Here is an 18,923-nt window from a genome sequence, read left to right on the forward strand (position 1 = left end):
GCCCCCGCGCACAGTCCGTTACCTTTCTAGGAGCCTAAATGGGAGCGCTTCCATGACTGAAAACGAACCCCGGGTGTTTCCGCCGGACTTCCTGTGGGGCGCCGCGACCGCCGCCTACCAGATCGAGGGCGCGGCACGGGAAGGGGGCCGGACCCCCTCCATCTGGGACACCTTCAGCCACACCCCCGGCAAGGTGCACGCCGGCCACACCGGAGACGTGGCCTGCGACCACTACCACCGGTTCCGCGAGGACATCGAGCTGATGGCGCGCCTGAAGCTGCGGGCCTACCGGTTCTCGGTCTCGTGGTCCCGCGTCCAGCCCACCGGCCGGGGCCCCGCCGTCCAGCGCGGCCTGGACTTCTACCGGGAGCTCGTGGACGGCCTGCTGGAGAAGGGCATCACCCCCGCCCTGACCCTCTACCACTGGGACCTGCCGCAGGAGCTGGAGGACGCGGGCGGCTGGCCAGCCCGCGAGACCAGCGAGCGGTTCGCCGAGTACGCGGGCATCGTCGCCGAGGCGCTCGGTGACCGCGTGAAGATGTGGGCGACGGTGAACGAGCCCTTCTGCTCCGCCTTCCTCGGCTACGGCTCCGGGGTCCACGCCCCCGGCCGCACCGAGCCGGAGTCGGTGCTCAAGGCCGCGCACCACCTCAACCTGGCCCACGGCCTGGCCGTGCGGGCGTGGCGCGACCTCCTGCCCTCGGACGCCAAGATCGGCGTGACGCTGAACCCCGGTGTGATCCGTCCGAAGACGGACTCGCCCGAGGACGCCGACGCCGCGCGCCGGATCGACGCGCTGCACACGCGCATCTTCTCCGACCCGATGCTGCACGGCGCCTACCCCGAGGACCTCAAGCAGGACACGGCGCGGGTCTCCGACTGGTCGTTCGTCCGCGACGGCGACGAGGCCACGATCCACCAGCCGCTGGACTACCTCGGCCTGAACTACTACAACCCCACCGTCGTCTCGGCCGCCACCGAGGGCGCCCCGGTCTCAGGCAACGACGGGCACGGCGTCTCCGAGCACTCGCCGTGGGTCGGCTCGCACGACCGGGTCCAGTTCCACCTGGCCCCCGGCGAGCGGACCGACATGGGCTGGCCGATCGACCCCACCGGCCTGCGCGACCTGCTGCTCCGCTTCACCCGCGAGAAGCCGGGCCTCCCGCTGTACATCACGGAGAACGGCGCGGCCTTCGACGACAAGGCCGACGACACCGGCGCGGTGCACGACCCGGAGCGGATCGCCTACGTCCAGGGGCACCTGAAGGCGGTCCACGAGGCGATGGAGCAGGGCGCCGACGTCCGCGGCTACTTCCTGTGGTCGCTCATGGACAACTTCGAGTGGGCCTACGGCTACAGCAAGCGCTTCGGCATGGTCCATGTCGACTACGACACGCTGCAGCGCACGCCGAAGTCGTCCGCGCTGTGGTACGCGGAGGTCGTCGGCTCGGGGCGGGTCCCCGCCTGAGCCACCGCAGCCAACCCCCCGTGCTTCCCCGGAGGGGGGTGGCGGCGCCCGGCGGTTCCGTCACGTACCACCGCCGCCGGGCGCCGTAAGGCCCCGGACCGGTGCTGCCCTCGGCACCGGTCCGGGGCCCTGTTTCGTGCCCGGTCTTCGTGCCCCGCCCCGCTCCCGCCGGGCGGCCCGCTAGGTGAACAGCTCGGCCGGCGGAGGCGGCGAGGCGGTCGCCGTGGCGTCCGTGACGACCTCGGCGCCCGCCGCGAAGGCCCGCAGGTCCGGCCCGGCCAGCAGCCGCGCCGGGCGCTCGTCCCGGGCGCAGCGCTGCGTCAGCGCCGTGACCGGCAGCGGCCCGTCGGCGGCCACGAGGACGCCGTTGCTGAAGCGCCTGCCCCGCAGCAGCGCCGGTTCGGCAGCCAGGCACACCTCGGCGAAGCGGCTGAGGGCCGTGGCGGCCTGGCGGCGCAGGTGCGCCAGCGGCGGGCCGTCGGTGATGTTCGCGGCGTACCAGCCGCCGGGCGCCAGCACCCGGCGCGCCTCGTCGAGGAACTCGGCGCTGGTGCAGTGCGCGGGCGTGCGGGCGTCGGCGAAGACGTCGGTGATGACCAGGTCGGCCCAGCCGCCGGGCAGCTTCGCCAGCAGCGCCCGGGCGTCGGCCTCGCGGACGCGCACGCGCGCGCCGCGCGGCAGCGGCAGTTCGCGCCGCACGAAGGCGGTCAGCGCCGCGTCGGGCTCGGCCACCTGCTGCGTGGAGCGCGGCCGGGTGACGGCGATGTAGCGCGCCAGGGTGAGGGCACCGCCGCCGAGGTGCAGCACGCGCAGCGGGCTGCCGGGCGGCGCGGCGAGGTCCGCGACGTGCCCCAGCCGGCGCTGGTACTCGTACGCCAGGCGCGTCGGGTCGGCCAGGTCGACGTGGGACTGCGGCGCACCGCCCAGGTACAGCTCGAACGACTCCGGGTGGTCCGGATCCGGTATCAGCTCCGCCAGCCCGCCGCCGACCCGCTCGCGCGGCCAGTCGGGCGCCGTGCCGCGGCGGGAACGGCGTCCCGGGCCGTTTCGTCTTTTCGCCACGCGCTCCAGTGTGACCGGCCGCCGCGAGACCGCGCAGCGCGGGTACAGGCTCGGCCAGGTGCGGCTTACTGGCAGCTGTCGACGACGGCCAGCGTCCGGCTGGCCTCGCGCAGCGCGGCGCGCAGCCGCTCGGGCTCCGTGGCCGGCGCGCGGGTGCCGTCCGGCGGCACCAGCCAGCCGCTGCCGGTGACTGGCGGCGCGGCGGCCGGGAGGTCGCCGAAGAGCGTGCGGACACAGGCGCTGCCGGGCAGGTCCCACCGCTCGGCCGTGCCGGGAGGGACGATGAAGCCGAGGGTGCCGCCGTCCCGGTCGTGGAACACGGGGCCGACGCAGGCGCGCAGCCGCAGGATGTCCACGGCCTCCAGCCCTTCGCGGGCGGGTACGGTGACCAGGTCACACGACCTGGGGTCGCTGCTGTCCGCGGTCTGGGCCATCAGGTTGCCTCCTCGCAAGTCGTGCGGGGATCCCGGGGATCCCGCCGGGACGCCGCTGTGGTAGTCGCTGGGGGTTGTCCGTTGGGGGGTCCGGTGGGTTAACGGCCGTGGTCTGTCAACGGCTACGGCCGAAGACCGCCGCAAAGGATGGCAGTTCATGGCAGATCGCGGAGATTCTGTCCGGGTTTGTCGCAAATCTCGGTGTACGGGCTGATTCCGGCTGGGTACCGTCCGTGGCATGGCGACCTCACGACCCGCCTCTGCTTCGCGGCCCACACGCGGCCCGAATCTGCGCTTCCGGGAGCTGAGGGGGCGGCTGTCTCCAGGAGAGTTCGCGGCGGCGGTCCGCAGGGCGGCGCGCGAGATCGGCGAGAACGTCTCGTGCGACGCCCGGTACATCGGACGGGTCGAGGCCGGGGAGATCCGCTGCCCTAACTACGCCTACGAACGGGTATTCCTTCATATGTTCCCCGGGCGAACGCTCACCGACATGGGTTTCGAGCCCCGGCAGGCGGTGCGCGGCCGCAGACGGGGATCCGGGCCCGGGCCCCGGTCCGTTCCGTTGCCTTCCGACCCCCACGACACCGAGGAGAGCGACGTGCTGCGCCGTGCCTTCATGACCAGCGGTTCCGCCGCCCTGGCATCCCTCATCTCCCTGGGGACCCCCACCACCGCGTTCGCCTCGCGCTCGCCGGCACTGTCCGCCGGCAGACCGGGCGAGCGCGAAGCGGCGGCCGTCAGACAGGCCGTGCGCGAGATCCGCGTCCTCGACGACCGGCACGGGGCCGAAATCCTCTACGGCCCGGCCGGGCGGGCGCTGCGGTCGGCGTACGCCATGCTCGACACCGGCGCCCGGCGCGCCGCTGTCAGCGACAGCCTGCACACCGGCACGGGCGAACTCGCCATCTCCGTCGGCTGGCTGGCGCACGATTCGCGGCGGCCCCTGGAGGCCCGGTCGCACTACCTGGAGGCACTGGCGACGGCCCGCATGTGCGGGGACAGCGGCCTGGAGGCGCACGCCTTCTGCAACCTCGCGTTCCTCGCCCGGGACGGCGGCACGCCGCGCGAGGCGGTGCGGGCGGCCCAGGCCGGGCAGCAGGCCGCCCGGCCGCTGGGCTCGCACCGGCTGATGTCGCTGCTGACGATGCGCGAAGCCGGGGGCTGGGCAGCGCTGAGGGACCGCAGCGGCTTCGAGGAGGCGCTCGGCCGGGCGCACCTGCTGTTCGCGCGGGGGGCGCGGCCGGCCGACCCGGAGTGGCTGTCGTTCTTCGGCGAGGCCGAGCTGGCGAGCCTGGAGGCCAAGGGCTGGGAGCTCCTCGGCGAGCCCGGCAGGGCGGCCGAGTGCTCACGGCGGGCCGTCAGCCTCCAGACCCCGCACTTCGCCCGCAACGTGGCGCTGTACTCGACCGAGCTGGCGGGGCACCTGATCAGCCTGGGCGAGCCGGAGGGGGCCGCCGAGGCGGCGAACCGGGCGGCCGACCTGCTCGGACAGGTCCGGTCGGCACGGATCACCGGGATGCTGGCGGGCACGGCCGAGCGGCTGCGGCCGTACCGCGAGGAGCCGGCCGTCGCCGCCTTCCTGCCGCGCGTGGTCTAGCCCGCCCGCGCCGCAGCCGGGCCGGACGCCGGGCCGCGGCGCGGGCATGCCTCAGGCGGCTTCCAGATGGGCCGTGTCGTTCCAGCGCTCCACCGCCGTCTCCCCGTAGGCGTAGGAGAGCACCGACAGGGAGGCGGCGTCCAGGCGGAGCCGGGCGGCGAACGAGACGTCCTCACCGAGCCAGCGGGCGGCGACGGCCCGCAGTATGTGCCCGTGCGCGAACAGCACCGCGTCGCCGGCGCACCCGCGCGCCCAGGCCACGACCTCGTCGGCCCGGCCGGACAGCTCCGCCAGGCTCTCCCCGCCCGTGACGCCGTCCCGCCAGATGAACCAGCCCTGGCCCCGGCGGCGTTCGATCTCGGCCGAGGTCTGGCCCTCCTCCTCTCCGTAGTCCCACTCGGCCAGCGCGTCCCACACCTGTGCCCGGGCGCCGAACCCGGCCAGTTCGCAGGTCTCGCGGGCACGGGAGAGCGGGCTGGTGCGCACCTCGGCGCCGGGCAGGCCGCTGAAGGGGGCGCGGCGGAGCCGCTCGCCCAGCGCTCTGGCCTGTGCGCGGCCGTCCTCCAGCAGCGGCACATCGGTGCGGCCGGTGTGCCGCCCGCTGACCGACCACTCCGTCATGCCGTGCCTGACCAGCAGAATCCGCCCGGACATGGGGCTCCTCTCGCGCGTGTCGATGTGGCCCCATCATCGCCCGGGGGAGCGCGCAACCGAACGCGCTCCCCCGGCGTCTGCTTCCTGGGAGACCGCCGTACGGTGGATGGAAGCCGCGACCGAACGTCATGGAGTAGGACCGCATGCCCCGAGACCGGCCACGCTGGTGGAGCGAACTGTTGCTGATCGTGGTCGTATACGGAGCGTACTCCTTCGCTCGCATACTGGCCCGGGGCGACGTGAGCACGGCGGCGGAGAACGGTCTGGCCATCCTGCGGCTGGAACGCTCGCTGTGGCTGAACGCCGAGCATCCGCTCAACGAGCTGTTCACCCAGCAGGCGTGGCTCGGCGTGCCCTCCTCGTTCGCCTACGCGTCGCTGCACTACCTGGTCACGCCCGCGATCCTGTTCTGGCTGTTCCGGCGGCGCCCGCTGCACTACCGGCTGATGCGCACCTGGCTGCTGGTGTCGACAATGCTCGGCCTGGTCGGCTTCACGCTGCTGCCGACCACGCCGCCGCGGCTGCTCGACCCGCAGTACGGCTTCGTCGACACCCTCGCCCAGTACAGCAACTGGGGCTGGTGGTCGGACGACGCCAGCGCCCCGAGCGGCATGGGCGACTTCACCAACCAGCACGCGGCCATGCCGAGCCTGCACGTGGGCTGGTCGCTGTGGTGCGGCGTGGCGCTGTGGCACTACGGCTCACGCACGCCGCTCATGCGCTGCCTGGCGCTGGGGTACCCGCTGAGCACGGCGCTGGTGGTGATGGGCACCGCGAACCATTACTTCCTGGACGCGCTCGCGGGCGTCACGGTGATGGCCATCGGGCTGCTGCTGGCCCGCCCGGCCCTGCGGCTGTCCCACCGGGTGCAGTCGCGCCTGGGCCTGGCCAAGCCCGTGCCGGGCACGGAGCACGACAGCCTGCCGGTGGTCATCGCCGGCCCGCGCCGGGGCACGCCCACCGAGCGGGTAGGCGTGGCCGGGCAGAATGGAACACCGAGCAAGGAGAAGCAGCCGGGGAGACGCGAGGAGCGCGAGGAGCTCGCTCCGCCACCCTGACGTTGGGAGGCTGACCGTCCGATGTCCCAGCCCGAGCAGCCCCGCTTCCGGCGGCCCGCCGCTTTGTTCTTCGAGCCGCCCGCACCCGAGGCCGAGGAGGAGCACTTCTTCGACCTGGAGTCGCTGACCGACCCCCGGGAACTGCTGGGGCGGGCCACGGAGCTCGCGCAGGCGTTCCAGGCGGCGGCCGACCGTGCCGTGGACTACCAGGCCATGGCAGCCGCCCAGCTCGCCGATCCCGCGCGGTTCGACCGGCTGCCCGCCGCGGCGGTCGCCGACCGCGCGGGGTGGACCGAGGAATACGCGGAGAAGATGATCGACTACGGACGGCAGCTGCTGCGGCAGCGGTCCGCGCCGGACGCGGGGGACTGAGAAGCGCCTGCTCAGGGCCAGCCGGCTCCCGATTTTTGTGACTGGCCCACGGGGTGCTAATGTCTACGACGTCGGCAGGCGCCACTAGCTCAGTTGGTTAGAGCAGCTGACTCTTAATCAGCGGGTCCGGGGTTCGAGTCCCTGGTGGCGCACACGACCAGGCGCCCCACACGCGGGTTACCGCGGGTGGGGCGCCTCGCTGTGCGGTCAGGGTGCGGTCAGGACCTGCCGGCGGGAGCGGTCTCCGCGTCGAGCCAGTCGAGGTAGGCGCGGCTGCCCCGGGCCACGGCGGTGGCGATGATCTCGGGGGTGTCGTAGGGGTGGGCCGCGAGCAGGTGCGCCTCGAGCGCCTCGTAGCGCGCGGCGGACGTCTTGAACAGCACGCGCCACTCACGCGCGGTCTCCACGGCGCCCTGCCACCGGTAGACGCTGGTGACCGGCCCGTCGATCTGGGCACAGGCGGCCACGCGGGCTTCGACGGCGGACCGGGCCAGGCGCTGGGCGCCCTCCTCGCTGTCGATGGTCGTGAGCACGGTGAGGTGTTCCGTCATGGCGGATCGCTCCTCGTCAGGCGGGAGAGGACACGTACGCCGTGGAGAGTAGGCCGCCCGCCGGCTACTCGCGGGTGATGGTGACGTGCCAGCCGCCGGTGACCGTGCGCTCGCCCACCTCGACGCGGACGCCCCGCTCCGCGTCGTAGTAGCTCTCGCCGGTCGTCAGCGGGGCGTCGGCGAGGCGGGGATGGACCGAGGTGACCTCGCAGGCGGCGGTGTCCGGATGGCCGTCGAGGACGGTAATGGGGCCCTCGGCGGAGGGAACGTCGCCGCGCACCAGGTACAGCAGAACGCCCGCGGTGCAGGTGTCGGCGTCGTTGCCGGCGGCGGTGCGGGCCTCGGCGACGAGCACCTCGTCCGGGCCGGTGCGGACGACGGCCAGGCGGGTGTCGGCCTCGGGCGGGACGCGGTCGAGCGGGGCGGTGAGCGGCTGGAGGGTGTGCTGGGTGGTGCCGGGGCCGACCACGCAGTCCACGTGCCCCGCGTCGAGCCAGCCGAGGCGCCACTTATGCCAGGCGAAGGGTTCGGGGGCCAGTCCGAACTGGCTGCCCATCAGGTCCCAGTCGCCCACGTACGTGTCCCAGTCGCCCAGGGCGTCCTCGGGCCGGTGGTAGAGGTCGGGCAGGTCGAAGACGTGGCCGGTCTCGTGGGCGAGGACGTTCCGGTCGGGCGGGCGCCGCTCGAAGACGGTCACGATCCGGTGGAGCTGGTCGTCCCCGACGGTCACCGGCTGGTCGAAGTTGACGACCTTGGTGGCGTCCGAGTCGACGCCCGGGGCACCGGGGTCGGCGACGAGGTAGACGACGTCGTACGCGCCGAGGTCGGCCAGCGGCGCCAGCACGGCCAGGGCGTCGCTGACGTAGGCCGCGCGCAGCGCGGGGTCCCAGTCGCGCTGTATGCCGTAGGCCGTGGAGTCCTGCGGCATGGTGATCCACTGCTCGATCACGCGGACCGACAGTTCCATGCGGCCGTAGGAGGCGTCGCGGAAGAAGTCAGAAGTGGCTGGAAAGTAGTCCTCCGCGATGGCGGCGGGGGTGGCGTACGGCCGGGAGTCGGGGAACGACAGGAAGAGCATGACGGCGTCGACCGTGCCCACCGGGCGGGGATAGGTCTCGTCCCAGGACCCCACCCCCTCGGCGTGGTGCAGGTCGAGACGCGGCAGGCCACAGGGCACGTCGGCCAGTGCTCCGGTGCCAGGGCTGCCGGTCATGGTGGTGCCGATGAGGGCGGCCAGGGCGGTGAGCACCGCGGCGGTTCTGCGGGGGGCGCGGCGCACGTCGGTCCTCCGATCGGGTTCCCGTCCGGGTCCAGGAAGTCGCCATTTCTACTGTGTTCCGCTGTATGGCGTTTTGCCCTGTTCCGTTAGCCCGGGCGAGTCGGCCAGGATCGTCACTCTGCGTAGATGTCGGTCGTAGACGATCTGTCAGCAAGCACTCGCGAGCAGAAACGATCAGCCAGTCGAATGAAGATTCGTAGGACACATATCGGAGGACGGCCGGGGCCAGGCCAACGCTGGCTCAGCCCGCGTTCCAGCCTCTATGATCGCCACATTTCCAGCGCGGACTTACCTCTCCGCGGGCGAGTAATCCCTACCGGGAGCGATCGGTGAGCGGACCCCCTAACGGACCGGACCATGACCCCGGAGGCGGCGTGGCCACCTCCCCTCCGTCAATCACGGACCGTAATACTCTGGGCGGTTGCGAGGCCCGGGGCGTTCACTTCGACGGCACCGGATGCCCAGACGGCACCAGCCGCCAGGACGGCAAGGACAGCCACACCAGCAACGACAGCCAGGACCATCCCGACTACCGTGCGGCGTTCACCATCGCCCACCTCCCCATGGCGATGGTCAGCCGCTCCGGCACGATCGTCACCGCCAACCCGGCGCTCGGGCTGCTGCTCGGCGTGGACCCCGCCAGCCTCACCGGCCAGCGGGCCGACCTGCTGACCGGCCTCGCCCGGGACGGCCGGACGCGCGGCGCCTACCACGCGGTGCTGCGCGGCAACAGCGACCGCATGCGCGCCAAACAGCGCCTGACACACGCCGACGGGCACACGCTGTGGGCCGAGGTGAGCGTGCAGCACACCGGGCGCGGCGACGCGCCGGGCCTGCTGACCGTCATGGACATCAGCGAGCGGCTCGCGCTGACGGAGCGGCTGCGCCACGTCGAGCGCCACGACCGCGTCACCCGCCTGCCCAACCGCGCCACGTTCCTGGCCCGGATGGCCGCCGCGCTCGGCGAGTCTGCCACGGGCCGGATCGGGCTGTGCTACCTGGACCTGGACGACTTCAAGGCCGTCAACGACACCCTGGGCCACTCCATCGGCGACCAGCTGCTGTCCGCTGCCGCCCAGCGGCTGGCGGGCTGCGCGGCGGCCCGCGGCCATACCGTGGCGCGCCTCGGCAGCGACGAGTTCGGCGTGCTGGTCGAAAGCTCGACGGGCACCACACAGCTGACCGACCTGGCGCAGTCGCTGCTCGACGCGCTCCAGGCGCCGTTCCACCTGGACGGGCAGTGGCTGGGCATCTCCGCCAGCATCGGCGTCGTCGAGCGCGCGACCGAGGGCACGACGACGACGTCGCTGATGCAGGCCGCCGACACCACGCTGTACTGGGCCAAAGCGGACGGCAAGGCGCGGTGGACGCTGTTCGACCCGGAGCGCAGCGCCAGCCACCTGACCCGCCAGTCGCTGTCGGCCCGGCTGCGGCCCGCCGTCGAGCGGGGCGAGTTCACGCTGGAGTACCAGCCCATCGTCGGCCTCGCGGACGAGATGCCGCGCGGCGCCGAGGCGCTGGTGCGCTGGCACCATCCGCGCTACGGCGTGCTGGGCCCCGACCGCTTCGTCGAGCTGGCCGAGGAGAATGGCGCCATCGTGCCGCTCGGCCGCTGGGTCCTGGCCGAGGCGTGCCGCCAGGCGCGGCGCTGGCAGCGGGAGCACGGCGGGCAGCCGCCGTTCGTGAGCGTGAACGTGGCCGTGCGGCAGGTGTGGGACTCCGACCTGGTGTCGGACGTGGCCTCCGTGCTCCAGGAGACGGGGCTCCCGGCCGGGCTGCTCCAGCTCGAACTGACCGAGTCCGACGTCATGGGCTCGGCCGGCCGCCCCCTCCAGGCGCTGCGGTCGCTGGCCGACATGGGCGTGCGGATCGCGATCGACGACTTCGGCACCGGCTACTCGAACCTCGCCTACCTCAGCCGCCTGCCGGTACGCGTGCTGAAGCTGGACGGGGCCTTCGTGCGCGGCTTCCGCACCGCCAGGAACCTCAACCCGGCCGACGAGACGATCGTGACGTCGCTGGTCCAGCTCGCCCACAAGCTCGGCCTGACCGTCACCGCCGAATGCGTGGAGGGCCCGGCCCAGGCCGAGCGGCTGCGGCGGATCGGCTGCGACACCGGCCAGGGCTGGCACTACGCCCGGCCCATGCCGCCCGACCGCATCGCCTCGGTCCTCACCTCACGGCACTGCGCCGCCGCGCAGCACGCCTGAGCGCATGCCCGGCGGCGTCACGCCCCATCAGGCCACGGTGAACAGCGTGCCCAGGGAGGGGCAGCGGGGGACGTGTCCCAGCAGCTGCAACGCCTGCCAGGCGGTCACCTGATTGGCCGTGAGCACCGGCTTGCCCAGCGCCGCCTCCAGGTCGCGGATCCACGCCGCGGTATGCAGCGCGGTGTCGGGCAGCAGCACGGCCTCGGCGGCCGGGTGATCGCCGGCCCGCGCCAGCCGGAGCACCTCCGCGCGGCCCCACGTGCCGACCTCCGCGGCCGTGATGATGCCGCTGCCGCGCGTCGCGACGACCTCCGTGCCCGCCGTCCCCAGGAAGGCGGCGAACAGCTCCGCGACGTCCTCCGGATAGGTGGCCGCCACCGCGACGCGGCGGGCGCCCAGGGCGCGCACCGCGTCGGCGAAGGCGAACGAGGTGCTGGAGGCGGGCACGCCCGCGGCCTCGGCCAGGCGCCGCACCTGGTCGGCCGCGCCGTCCCAGCCGAAGACGAAGCTGGCCGAGGTGCACGCCCACATCACGCACCGCGCGCCGTGCGCCGCCAGCTGCCCCAGCCCGGGCAGCAGCCGCTCGACGGAGCCCATCTCCCGCAGCGCGTCGACCCGGTGCGCGTCCGTGCCGATGTCGGTGTGGACCAGCGGCAGCCGCACATTCCCGCCCAGTATCGCCTCCATCCGCGGGTACTCGTCCTCCGCCGAGTGCCCCGGATACAGAAAGCCCGCCGTCAGCAGACCGGACGCCGCCGGCACCGGCGCCGCCCCGGGGGCCGTCCTCGCCGTGTTCACCTACGCTCCCTCCCCGCCGAGTTCACCGAGCTCCTCCGGCTCCCGCTCCGGCTCGGGCGCCGGCGGGATGCCCGTCAGCGCGACCGGCCCGCTGCGGGCGGCCGGGTCGAGAAGCGCCTGGTAGGGGCCGACCGCGGCCTTGCCGATCATGCGCAGCGCCGCCCACATCGTCACCTGGTTGGCCGACAGCACCGGCATCCGCAGCTCGGCTTCGAGCTGCGGGATGACGTCGTAGGTCGGCAGGTTGGTGCAGCTGATGAAGAGCGCCTGCGGCGCCCCGCGCGAGGCCGCCTGGTGCGCCATCTCCACGACGTCCCGGTACGGCACCCGCCAGATCTCGCGCGTCAGGCCCAGGTAGCTGCGCCCGGTGACCTGGCAGCCGGCCTGCAGCAGGTACTCCTCCAGCGCATCGGTCACCGACCTCGTGTACGGCGTGACCAGCGCGACCCGCGTGACATTCAGCTCCCGCAGCGCGACCAGCAGGGCGCCCGAGGTCGTCAGGGCCGGCATCTGCCCGGCCTGCGCCATGGCCGCCGCCATGGCGCGCTCCCCCGGCACGCCGCCGACGAAGCTGCCCGACGTGCAGGCGTAGGCGACGATCTCGGGCCGCACGGCGCTGAGCGCGTGCACCGCCTCCCGCAGCGTCTCGTGCTCGCTGACGAGCCGGGCGAGGTCGAGGCTGACCTCGACCGGGACGAACGGAGTGCGCGTCAGATGGAGCGAGATGTCATCCGGGACCCAGCGCCACAGCTCCCGGTCGAGCGCGAAGTCAAAAGGGGCGACCACTCCCACGCCGCGCTGCGGCTGCGGGCCACCCAGGAACGAGACATCCATGTCGTACCCCGATTCACAATCGCAGGGCGGCAGGACAAGGCACCCGGCCGGGCCACAAAAGACGCCTTTGGTGGCACTCATTGACGACGGTAGTTTCCCCTTCCTACCGTGGTCAATCCTTGGCGTCTGCTTAACGTCTTCAAGGCAAGCAGCCATTCGTTTCGAAACGGTTTCCGTGTGATGACTTACTCTCGTGTGCCCCGCGTGCTCGTCCTCGACGCCGACCCACCGCCCCGCCTCGACCGGCTCGCCGGCCGCGCCCATGTGCTGCACAGCGACGAGAAAACCCTGGCCAGAAGGCTTCCCGAGGCCGACGTGCTGCTGGTGTGGGACTTCGGGTCCGACGCCGTCCGCGACGCCTGGCCCGGCCCCGGACCGCGCCCGGGGTGGGTGCACACCGCCAGCGCCGGCGTCGACCGGCTGATGTTTCCGGAACTTATCGAGTCCCCCACCGTCATTACGAATGCCCGTGGCGTGTTCGACCGGCCGATCGCCGAATACGTGCTCGGCCTCATCCTGGCCTTCGCAAAGGATTTCCACCGTAGCTGGGAATTGCAGCAGCAACGCCAGTGGCTGCACCGGGAGACCACCCGGGTAAGCGGCACCAGAGCCGTCGTCGTGGGATCCGGGCCGATCGGACGCGAGATCGGCCTGCTGCTGCGCGGCGTCGGGGTGCGCGTCGATCTCGTCGGCCGCCGCCCGCGCGAGGACGACGCGGACTTCCCACGGGTGCACGGGAGCGAATCGCTGCCCGGGCTGCTGCCCCACGCCGACTGGGTCGTGTGCGCCGCGCCGCTCACCGACGCGACCCGCGGCATGTTCCACGCCGGCACGTTCGCCCTCATGAAACCCGGCGCCCGGCTGGTCAACGTCGGCCGCGGCCCGCACGTCGTCGCCAGCGACCTGGCGGCGGCGCTGCGTTCGGGACGGCTGGCCGGCGCGGCCCTCGACGTGTTCGGCGAGGAACCGCTGCCCCCGGGCAGCCCGCTGTGGGACGCCCCCGGGCTCATCGTCTCGCCGCACATGAGCGGCGACACCACCGGCTGGCGCGATGACCTGGCCGAGCAGTTCTGCGACAACTTCGACCGCTGGGTGGACGGCCGGCCGCTGCACAACGTGGTCGACAAGCGCCTGGGCTACGTGCCCGGCGGCGGCTGAGCACCCCGGCGGCAGCCCGCGGCACCACCATCACCACCAAGCACCAGGACGGCGAAGGGCAGGAGGGCGAGGGGCATGACGGATCTGTGCGCGCTCACGGCGCGCGAGCTGACGGCCGGTTACGCGGCGGGCGACTTCTCCCCCGTGGAGGTCACGGCGGCCCAGCTGCGGCGGGCCGAGGCGGTCGCGGAGGCGCTCAACGCCTTCGTCCTCCTCGACCACGAGGGGGCGCTGAAGCAGGCCAGGGCCTCGGCCGCGCGGTGGCGCGCGGGCCGTCCCGCCGGCCCCGTGGACGGGGTGCCGGTCACGGTCAAGGACGTCTTCCTGCTGCGCGGGCATCCCACCCGCAAGGGCTCGGCCGCGCTCGACCCGCCCGCGCCCCACGACGAGGACGCGCCGGCCGTGGCCCGGCTGCGCGAGGCCGGCGCGGTGTTCCTCGGCAAGACGACCACGCCCGAGATCGGCTGGAAGGGCGTCACCGACTCGCCCCTGCACGGCACGACGGTCAACCCGTACGATCCGGCGCGCACCGCCGGCGGATCCAGTGGCGGCAGCGCCGCGGCCGTGGCGCTGGGCGCCGGCCCGCTGAGCCTCGGCACCGACGGCGGCGGCTCGGTCCGCATCCCCGCGGCGTTCTGCGGCGTCTTCGCGCTCAAGCCGACGTACGGCCGGGTGCCGCTGTACCCGGCCAGCGCGTTCGGCACGCTGGCCCACGCCGGGCCGATGACGCGGGACGCGGCGGACGCGGCGCTGCTGCTGGACGTCATCGGGCGGCCGGACGCACGCGACTGGTCACACCTGGGGGCACCGCCGCCGGACGGCTACCTGGCGCCGCTGGCGGCGGGGGCCGAGGGGGTGCGCGGGCTGCGGGTGGCGTACTCGCCCGCGCTCGGCCGCTCCGGCCCGGTCACGGTAGCGCCCGCGGTGGCGGCGGCGGCCGGGAACGCCGTGGCGGCGCTGGAACGGCTCGGCGCCCGCGTCACCGAGACGGACCCGCCGCTGCCCCCGCTCGCACAGCTGCGGGAGGCGTTCGAGACGCTGTGGTTCGCCGGCGCCGCCCGCGTCACGCAGGACCTGCCGCCGCAGCGGCGCGCGCTGCTCGACCCGGGGCTGCGGGAGATCTGCGAGGCGGGCGCGGCCCGCACGGCGCTGGACTATCTGGCCGCCGTGGACGTGCGGATGGCGGCCGGGCGCCTGATGGGGCTGTTCCACGAGGGGTACGACCTGCTGGTGACGCCCGCGCTGCCGCTGACGGCGTTCGCCGCCGGGCGGGAGGTGCCGCAGGGCTCCGCCATGCGCCGCTGGACGGAGTGGACCCCGTTCACCTACCCGTTCAACATGACGCAGCAGCCCGCCGCGTCCCTGCCCTGCGGCACGGACGGCGACGGGCTGCCGGTGGGGCTCCAGCTGGTGGGGGCGCGCCACGCGGACGCGCTGGTGCTGCGTGCCGCGCACGCGCTGTACGCGGCGGGCGTGGCCGGCGTGCCCGCGCCCCCGCTGCCCGCGGGTGACGGGCCAAAGGCGTGACCGAGGGCCCGGTCAGGCCCGCCGGAAGCTGAGGGTCTCGCCGAGGGCGCCGGCGCGCCAGAGGTCCTGGCAGGCGTCCGCCATCCGGTCGAGGCCCTCGGTGACGGCTCCCCACACGATGCCGGGCACCCAGCCCGCGTCGCCGTTGATCAGCAGATTGTTCCGCTCGTAGAAGAGGGCCAGGTCCACCACCGTCGGCCTGCCCTGGTGCTTGGCGTCACGCTCGTAACCATAGGAGGCCGTCGACAGCTGCGTCTCGGTGAACGTGAAATAGCACAGATCACCGGGAATCGGCGTGATAGTGGGATTTTCCAGTGGCGGCTCGGCCGCGGCGAAGGGCGGAACCAGCGTGTAGATCTCGTTCCGCGCGTACTTGGCGTGATAAACGTCACCGCCCAGCGGCAGCGCGTTCCAGATCGCCTCACAGGTCACGGGGGCACGGTCATCCAGCAGCCGCGCCGTGCAGCTGACCCCTCTCTTCTCCAGCGACACGGTGATGAACCGCTCCGGCCGCGCACTCGTCATGGGCCCGCACCCCTTCCCGTCGGCTTCCCTGGGCGTTCCACACCCCTGACGGAATGTGTCCTGGGCCACAGTACGCCCGCGCTGGGTCGACGAGGTTAACTCGAAATGACCCGCATACATTCGCGGAGTCTGGGTAGCCGCGCGGCCATGGCTCCGACAGACAGAAATGGTTCGACATCCACACGAAGTAGGGGGGCGGGCCCCAGCCGCCGGGCCTTGCTCGCGGGACTGGCGGCCGCCGGCGCGCTCGGCGCCGCCGGATGCAGCAGGATCGCGGACGCGAACACGGTCGAAGGCGGCGATCTGCTGGAGCGGCTGCGGGACCGCGGCTCGGTCAAGGTCGGGATCGCGAACGAGCGACCCTTCGGTTACATCAACGAGGAGGGCGAGGCCACCGGCGAGGCGCCCGCGATCGCGAAGGTGATTTTCCCGCGGCTCGGCGTCGACGAGGTCATTCCCGTCCCCGTCGAGTTCAGCGCACTGATCCCGGGTCTGAAGTCACGGCTGTTCGACGTCGTCTCGGCGGGGATGTACATCACGCCGGAACGATGCGCACAGGTACTCTTCTCCGACCCGGATTACCTGATGCTCGACTCGTTCATCGTGCGGCGCGGAAATCCCGAGAACATCAGCACGTACGAGGACATCGCCGAGAAGGGCCTGCGGATGGCCACCGGCCAGGCATACGCCGAGATCGACTATGCCCTGGCCGCCGGCGTGCCGAGCAGCAATATCCTCATCCTTCCCGACCAGGTCGCCGGCATGGAGGCCGTCGCTCAGGGCCGGGTCGCCGCGTTCGCGGGCACCAACGTCACCGTCCAGAACGCCGTCGAGGGACGCGACCGGGTCGAGGCGACCGAGCCGTTCCAGCCCATCGTGGACGGTGAGCCCGCCTACGGCGCGGGCGGCTTCGCGTTCCTGCGCAGCGAACGCAACCTGCGCGACGCCTTCAACCGTGAACTGCTCAAGCTGAAGGACGAGGGCGAGCTGCTGCCCATCGTCGAGCCCTTCGGGTTCACCGAGGCGGAGATGACGGACCTCACCGCCAGGGAGCTTTGCTCATGATGACCGAAGGGATGTTCAACAATTTCTTCCTGCCGGGCATCTGGATCACCATCCAGGTCACGGTGTACAGCGCGATACTGGCCGCGGCCGTGGCCTTCCTCATCGGCACGCTGCGCACCTCCCGGTTCTGGATCGTGCGGTTCCTCTCCGGGGCCTACTTCGAAATCTTCCGCGGCATGTCGTCGCTGGTCCTGATGTTCTGGCTCGTCTTCTCCGTGCCGCTGCTGCTCCAGTGGCAGTTCGTGCCCATGTTCGCGGGCGTGCTCGCGCTCGGCCTGACCTACGGCGCGTACGGCTCGGAGATCGTGCGCGGCGCGCTGGCGGCCGTCCCCGTCGCGCAGCGGGAGGCCGGGATCGCGCTCGGCTTCACCCGGTTCCAGCGGCTGCGGCGCATCGAGATCCCCCAGGCGTGGCCCGAGATGATGCCGCCGTTCAACAACCTGCTGATCGAGCTGCTCAAGGGCACGGCCCTGGTCTCGACGATCACGGTCGCCGACATGGCCTACGCCGGGAACCTGGTGCGCATCGGGCAGGGCGAGAGCGCCCCCATCTACACCTTGCTGCTCGTCCTGTACTTCATCATGGCGTTCCTCCTCACCCGCGGCATGCGGGTGGTCGAGCGCTACGCCAAGGCCAACGTCGGCCAGGCACCGCCGAAGAAGCAGGGGCTCCTCAGCAAGCTGTCGCTGCGTGAAGCCGGCGGCGAGGGCTCCACGGGCGCGCCGGTCGCGGGAGGTGCCAAGTGAACTGGGACTGGGACGTCGTCAGCGACTTCATGCCCCGCTTCTGGGACGGGGTGCAGGTCACGCTCCAGGCACTGGTGATCGGCAGCCTGATCGCCTTTGCCCTGGGCCTGGTCTGGGCGCTCGCCCAGCGCTCCCCGTTCGTCTGGGTGCGCTGGCCGGTGAACTTCATCACCGAGTTCATCCGCAACACCCCGCTGCTGGTACAGCTGTTCTTCCTGTTCTACGTGGTGCCTGAGTGGGGCCTGTCCTGGTCTCCCCTGACGACCGGGATCATCGGCCTCGGCCTGCACTACTCCACCTACACCGCCGAGGTCTACCGGGCGGGAATCGACGGCGTGCCGGTCGGCCAGTGGGAGGCGGCCACCGCGCTCAGCCTGCCGCGCCGCCGCACCTGGACCGGCGTGATCCTGCCGCAGGCCATCCGCCGCGTCGTGCCCGCGCTGGGCAACTACGTGATCGCCATGCTGAAGGACTCGCCCATGATCGCCGTCATCGGCGCCATGGACATGCTCGGCGAGGCCGAGGGCTTCAGCAACGAGACCTTCACCTCCGAGGCGTACACGATCGTCGGCATCGCGTTCCTGGTCATCGCCTACCCAGCGTCCCTGCTGATCCGGGCCCTGGAGCGCCGCCTCGCCCGCACGGCCTGACGGCACGCGCACCCATACCGAAGCTTCCCCCAGGAGAGAGAGTCAACGGAGTCCGCGATGGACACAACCAAGGGGCCGGCCAGCGGCCCGCGCAACGGCACACGCGCCAGCGGCGACGAGATCGTCCGCTTCGACAAGGTCACCAAGCGCTTCGGCGACCACGTCGTCCTCGACCAGCTCGACTTCAGCGTCAAAACCGGCAAGCACGTCACGCTGATCGGGCCCTCGGGCTCGGGCAAGACCACCATCCTGCGGCTGCTGATGACGCTGCTGAAGCCGGAAGAGGGCACCATCACCGTCGACGGTGACCTGCTGACGCACGAGCGGAAGAACGGAAAGCTGGTCAAGGCCAGCGAGCGGCACGTCCGCGAGGTGCGCAAGAAGATCGGCATGGTCTTCCAGCACTTCAACCTCTTCCCCAACATGAAGGTGCTGCGGAACGTCACCGAGGCACCCATCCACGTCCTCGGCATGTCCAAGGACGAGGCCGAGCAGCGCGGCCGGGAACTGATCGAGATGGTCGGGCTGTCCCAGCACCTCGACAAGTACCCCAGCCAGCTCTCCGGCGGCCAGCAGCAGCGCGTGGCCATCGCCCGCGCCCTGGCCATGCGCCCGCAGGTGCTGCTGCTCGACGAGGTCACCGCCGCCCTCGACCCCGAGCTGGTCGCCGGCGTCCTCGACGTGCTGCGCGACATCGCCCACACGGCCGACATCACCATGCTCGTCGTCACCCACGAGATGAGCTTCGCACGCGACATCTCCGACGCGGTGCTGATGTTCGACCAGGGGAAGATCGTCGAGTCCGGCCCGCCGGACAAGATCTTCAGCGAGCCGGAGCACGACCGCACCCGCGAGTTCCTCAGCACGGTGCTCTGAGCCCCGGCCCGGACTGACGGCCGCGCACGAACGCCCCGGCGGCGGAAAACGCCCACCGC

The 18,923-nt window shown here is 72.4% G+C and carries 19 protein-coding genes and 1 tRNA gene; 12 read left to right on the forward strand and 8 right to left on the reverse strand.

The genetic code is table 11. The annotated features are described in order from the left end of the window. The first annotated feature begins 52 nt into the window (after positions 1-52). Positions 53-1,468: a GH1 family beta-glucosidase gene (locus tag JK356_RS17455; protein WP_201869229.1), complete on the forward strand. Its 1,416-nt coding sequence runs from the start codon at positions 53-55 to the stop codon at positions 1,466-1,468. A gap of 180 nt (positions 1,469-1,648) precedes the next feature. Here JK356_RS17455 and JK356_RS17460 read toward each other — a convergent pair whose 3' ends face one another. After that, on the reverse strand, positions 1,649-2,539 hold the full coding sequence (locus tag JK356_RS17460) for a spermidine synthase (protein WP_374100671.1): 891 nt from the start codon (positions 2,537-2,539) through the stop codon (positions 1,649-1,651). 56 nt (positions 2,540-2,595) lie between these two features. Beyond that, complete coding sequence (locus tag JK356_RS17465; protein WP_201869231.1) at positions 2,596-2,964, reverse strand: hypothetical protein; 369 nt, start codon at positions 2,962-2,964, stop codon at positions 2,596-2,598. A 238-nt stretch (positions 2,965-3,202) separates the two neighbouring features. Here JK356_RS17465 and JK356_RS17470 point away from each other — a divergent pair, with 238 nt between their 5' ends. Beyond that, positions 3,203-4,561 (forward strand): hypothetical protein, encoded by a 1,359-nt coding sequence (locus JK356_RS17470; protein ID WP_201869233.1) that lies wholly within the window; start codon positions 3,203-3,205, stop codon positions 4,559-4,561. 51 nt (positions 4,562-4,612) lie between these two features. Here the strand turns inward: JK356_RS17470 and JK356_RS17475 are convergent, their stop codons facing one another. Beyond that, complete coding sequence (locus JK356_RS17475) at positions 4,613-5,215, reverse strand: histidine phosphatase family protein (RefSeq protein WP_201869235.1); 603 nt, start codon at positions 5,213-5,215, stop codon at positions 4,613-4,615. A 143-nt stretch (positions 5,216-5,358) separates the two neighbouring features. Between JK356_RS17475 and JK356_RS17480 the strand changes: the two genes are divergently transcribed. The 3 genes from JK356_RS17480 (at position 5,359) to JK356_RS17490 (ending at position 6,797) form a co-directional block, all read left to right on the forward strand. Continuing rightward, the gene (locus JK356_RS17480; RefSeq protein WP_201869237.1) at positions 5,359-6,273 is read left to right on the forward strand and encodes a phosphatase PAP2 family protein; all 915 of its coding nucleotides are present in this window, start codon (positions 5,359-5,361) and stop codon (positions 6,271-6,273) included. A gap of 21 nt (positions 6,274-6,294) precedes the next feature. Next, complete coding sequence (locus JK356_RS17485) at positions 6,295-6,645, forward strand: hypothetical protein (protein ID WP_201869239.1); 351 nt, start codon at positions 6,295-6,297, stop codon at positions 6,643-6,645. Between the two features lie 78 nt (positions 6,646-6,723). Beyond that, positions 6,724-6,797: transfer RNA gene (locus tag JK356_RS17490), tRNA-Lys, on the forward strand. 66 nt (positions 6,798-6,863) lie between these two features. Here the strand turns inward: JK356_RS17490 and cutA are convergent. Both cutA and JK356_RS17500 read right to left on the reverse strand, forming a co-directional pair. Then, a complete protein-coding gene (gene cutA / locus JK356_RS17495) occupies positions 6,864-7,196 on the reverse strand; it encodes a divalent-cation tolerance protein CutA (protein WP_201869241.1) in 333 nt (110 codons plus the stop codon). Positions 7,197-7,260: 64 nt separating this feature from the next. Beyond that, positions 7,261-8,475: a M6 family metalloprotease domain-containing protein gene (locus JK356_RS17500; RefSeq protein WP_307815685.1), complete on the reverse strand. Its 1,215-nt coding sequence runs from the start codon at positions 8,473-8,475 to the stop codon at positions 7,261-7,263. Positions 8,476-9,038: 563 nt separating this feature from the next. Here JK356_RS17500 and JK356_RS17505 point away from each other — a divergent pair. Then, a complete protein-coding gene (locus JK356_RS17505; protein WP_236671512.1) occupies positions 9,039-10,685 on the forward strand; it encodes a bifunctional diguanylate cyclase/phosphodiesterase in 1,647 nt (548 codons plus the stop codon). Positions 10,686-10,712: 27 nt separating this feature from the next. On the opposite strand, the gene JK356_RS17510 is transcribed toward JK356_RS17505, so the two are convergent. Further along, positions 10,713-11,372: an aspartate/glutamate racemase family protein gene (locus JK356_RS17510; RefSeq protein WP_201869426.1), complete on the reverse strand. Its 660-nt coding sequence runs from the start codon at positions 11,370-11,372 to the stop codon at positions 10,713-10,715. 111 nt (positions 11,373-11,483) lie between these two features. After that, entirely contained in the window at positions 11,484-12,317 is an 834-nt protein-coding gene (locus JK356_RS17515) for a decarboxylase (protein WP_201869246.1), read from the reverse strand. Positions 12,318-12,497: 180 nt separating this feature from the next. On the opposite strand from JK356_RS17515, the gene JK356_RS17520 reads away from it, so the two are divergent. Further along, positions 12,498-13,475, forward strand: a complete 978-nt coding sequence (locus tag JK356_RS17520; protein WP_201869252.1) for a D-2-hydroxyacid dehydrogenase — start codon at positions 12,498-12,500, stop codon at positions 13,473-13,475. A 75-nt stretch (positions 13,476-13,550) separates the two neighbouring features. Continuing rightward, positions 13,551-15,002, forward strand: a complete 1,452-nt coding sequence (locus JK356_RS17525) for an amidase (RefSeq protein ID WP_201869253.1) — start codon at positions 13,551-13,553, stop codon at positions 15,000-15,002. Between the two features lie 12 nt (positions 15,003-15,014). On the opposite strand, the gene JK356_RS17530 is transcribed toward JK356_RS17525, so the two are convergent. Further along, positions 15,015-15,527 carry a DUF3830 family protein gene (locus JK356_RS17530; RefSeq protein WP_201869254.1) on the reverse strand — a complete coding sequence of 171 codons (513 nt, stop codon included), beginning with the start codon at positions 15,525-15,527 and terminating at the stop codon, positions 15,015-15,017. A 147-nt stretch (positions 15,528-15,674) separates the two neighbouring features. On the opposite strand from JK356_RS17530, the gene ehuB reads away from it, so the two are divergent. The 4 genes from ehuB to ehuA are packed head-to-tail and all read left to right on the forward strand — an operon-like array spanning position 15,675 to position 18,864. Then, entirely contained in the window at positions 15,675-16,592 is a 918-nt protein-coding gene (gene ehuB / locus JK356_RS17535) for an ectoine/hydroxyectoine ABC transporter substrate-binding protein EhuB (protein WP_201869255.1), read from the forward strand. Beyond that, positions 16,589-17,338, forward strand: a complete 750-nt coding sequence (gene ehuC / locus JK356_RS17540; protein WP_236671500.1) for an ectoine/hydroxyectoine ABC transporter permease subunit EhuC — start codon at positions 16,589-16,591, stop codon at positions 17,336-17,338. The genes ehuB and ehuC overlap by 4 nt, the downstream gene beginning before the upstream one ends. After that, positions 17,335-17,988 (forward strand): ectoine/hydroxyectoine ABC transporter permease subunit EhuD, encoded by a 654-nt coding sequence (ehuD, locus tag JK356_RS17545; RefSeq protein ID WP_201869261.1) that lies wholly within the window; start codon positions 17,335-17,337, stop codon positions 17,986-17,988. Before ehuC ends, ehuD begins: the two co-directional genes overlap by 4 nt. Before the next feature lie 57 nt (positions 17,989-18,045). After that, positions 18,046-18,864, forward strand: coding sequence for an ectoine/hydroxyectoine ABC transporter ATP-binding protein EhuA (gene ehuA, locus JK356_RS17550; protein ID WP_201869262.1), 819 nt, complete (start codon positions 18,046-18,048; stop codon positions 18,862-18,864). Positions 18,865-18,923 lie beyond the last annotated feature (59 nt).

The organism is Streptomyces sp. 7-21, assembly GCF_016741785.1.
In the GTDB taxonomy this organism is placed as follows: Bacteria; Actinomycetota; Actinomycetes; order Streptomycetales; family Streptomycetaceae; genus Streptomyces.

Excerpts from the sequence above, each read along its gene's own strand:
- JK356_RS17455 (WP_201869229.1), top strand. The coding sequence starts at position 53 with ATGACTGAAAACGAACCCCGGGTGTTTCCGCCGGACTTCCTGTGGGGC.
- JK356_RS17465 (WP_201869231.1), bottom strand. The coding sequence starts at position 2,964 with ATGGCCCAGACCGCGGACAGCAGCGACCCCAGGTCGTGTGACCTGGTC.
- JK356_RS17470 (WP_201869233.1), top strand. The coding sequence starts at position 3,203 with ATGGCGACCTCACGACCCGCCTCTGCTTCGCGGCCCACACGCGGCCCG.
- JK356_RS17475 (WP_201869235.1), bottom strand. The coding sequence starts at position 5,215 with ATGTCCGGGCGGATTCTGCTGGTCAGGCACGGCATGACGGAGTGGTCG.
- JK356_RS17480 (WP_201869237.1), top strand. The coding sequence starts at position 5,359 with ATGCCCCGAGACCGGCCACGCTGGTGGAGCGAACTGTTGCTGATCGTG.
- JK356_RS17485 (WP_201869239.1), top strand. The coding sequence starts at position 6,295 with ATGTCCCAGCCCGAGCAGCCCCGCTTCCGGCGGCCCGCCGCTTTGTTC.
- cutA (WP_201869241.1), bottom strand. The coding sequence starts at position 7,196 with ATGACGGAACACCTCACCGTGCTCACGACCATCGACAGCGAGGAGGGC.
- JK356_RS17505 (WP_236671512.1), top strand. The coding sequence starts at position 9,039 with ATGGCGATGGTCAGCCGCTCCGGCACGATCGTCACCGCCAACCCGGCG.
- JK356_RS17510 (WP_201869426.1), bottom strand. The coding sequence starts at position 11,372 with ATGGAGGCGATACTGGGCGGGAATGTGCGGCTGCCGCTGGTCCACACC.
- JK356_RS17515 (WP_201869246.1), bottom strand. The coding sequence starts at position 12,317 with ATGGATGTCTCGTTCCTGGGTGGCCCGCAGCCGCAGCGCGGCGTGGGA.
- JK356_RS17520 (WP_201869252.1), top strand. The coding sequence starts at position 12,498 with ATGACTTACTCTCGTGTGCCCCGCGTGCTCGTCCTCGACGCCGACCCA.
- JK356_RS17525 (WP_201869253.1), top strand. The coding sequence starts at position 13,551 with ATGACGGATCTGTGCGCGCTCACGGCGCGCGAGCTGACGGCCGGTTAC.
- JK356_RS17530 (WP_201869254.1), bottom strand. The coding sequence starts at position 15,527 with ATGACGAGTGCGCGGCCGGAGCGGTTCATCACCGTGTCGCTGGAGAAG.
- ehuB (WP_201869255.1), top strand. The coding sequence starts at position 15,675 with ATGGCTCCGACAGACAGAAATGGTTCGACATCCACACGAAGTAGGGGG.
- ehuC (WP_236671500.1), top strand. The coding sequence starts at position 16,589 with ATGATGACCGAAGGGATGTTCAACAATTTCTTCCTGCCGGGCATCTGG.
- ehuA (WP_201869262.1), top strand. The coding sequence starts at position 18,046 with ATGGACACAACCAAGGGGCCGGCCAGCGGCCCGCGCAACGGCACACGC.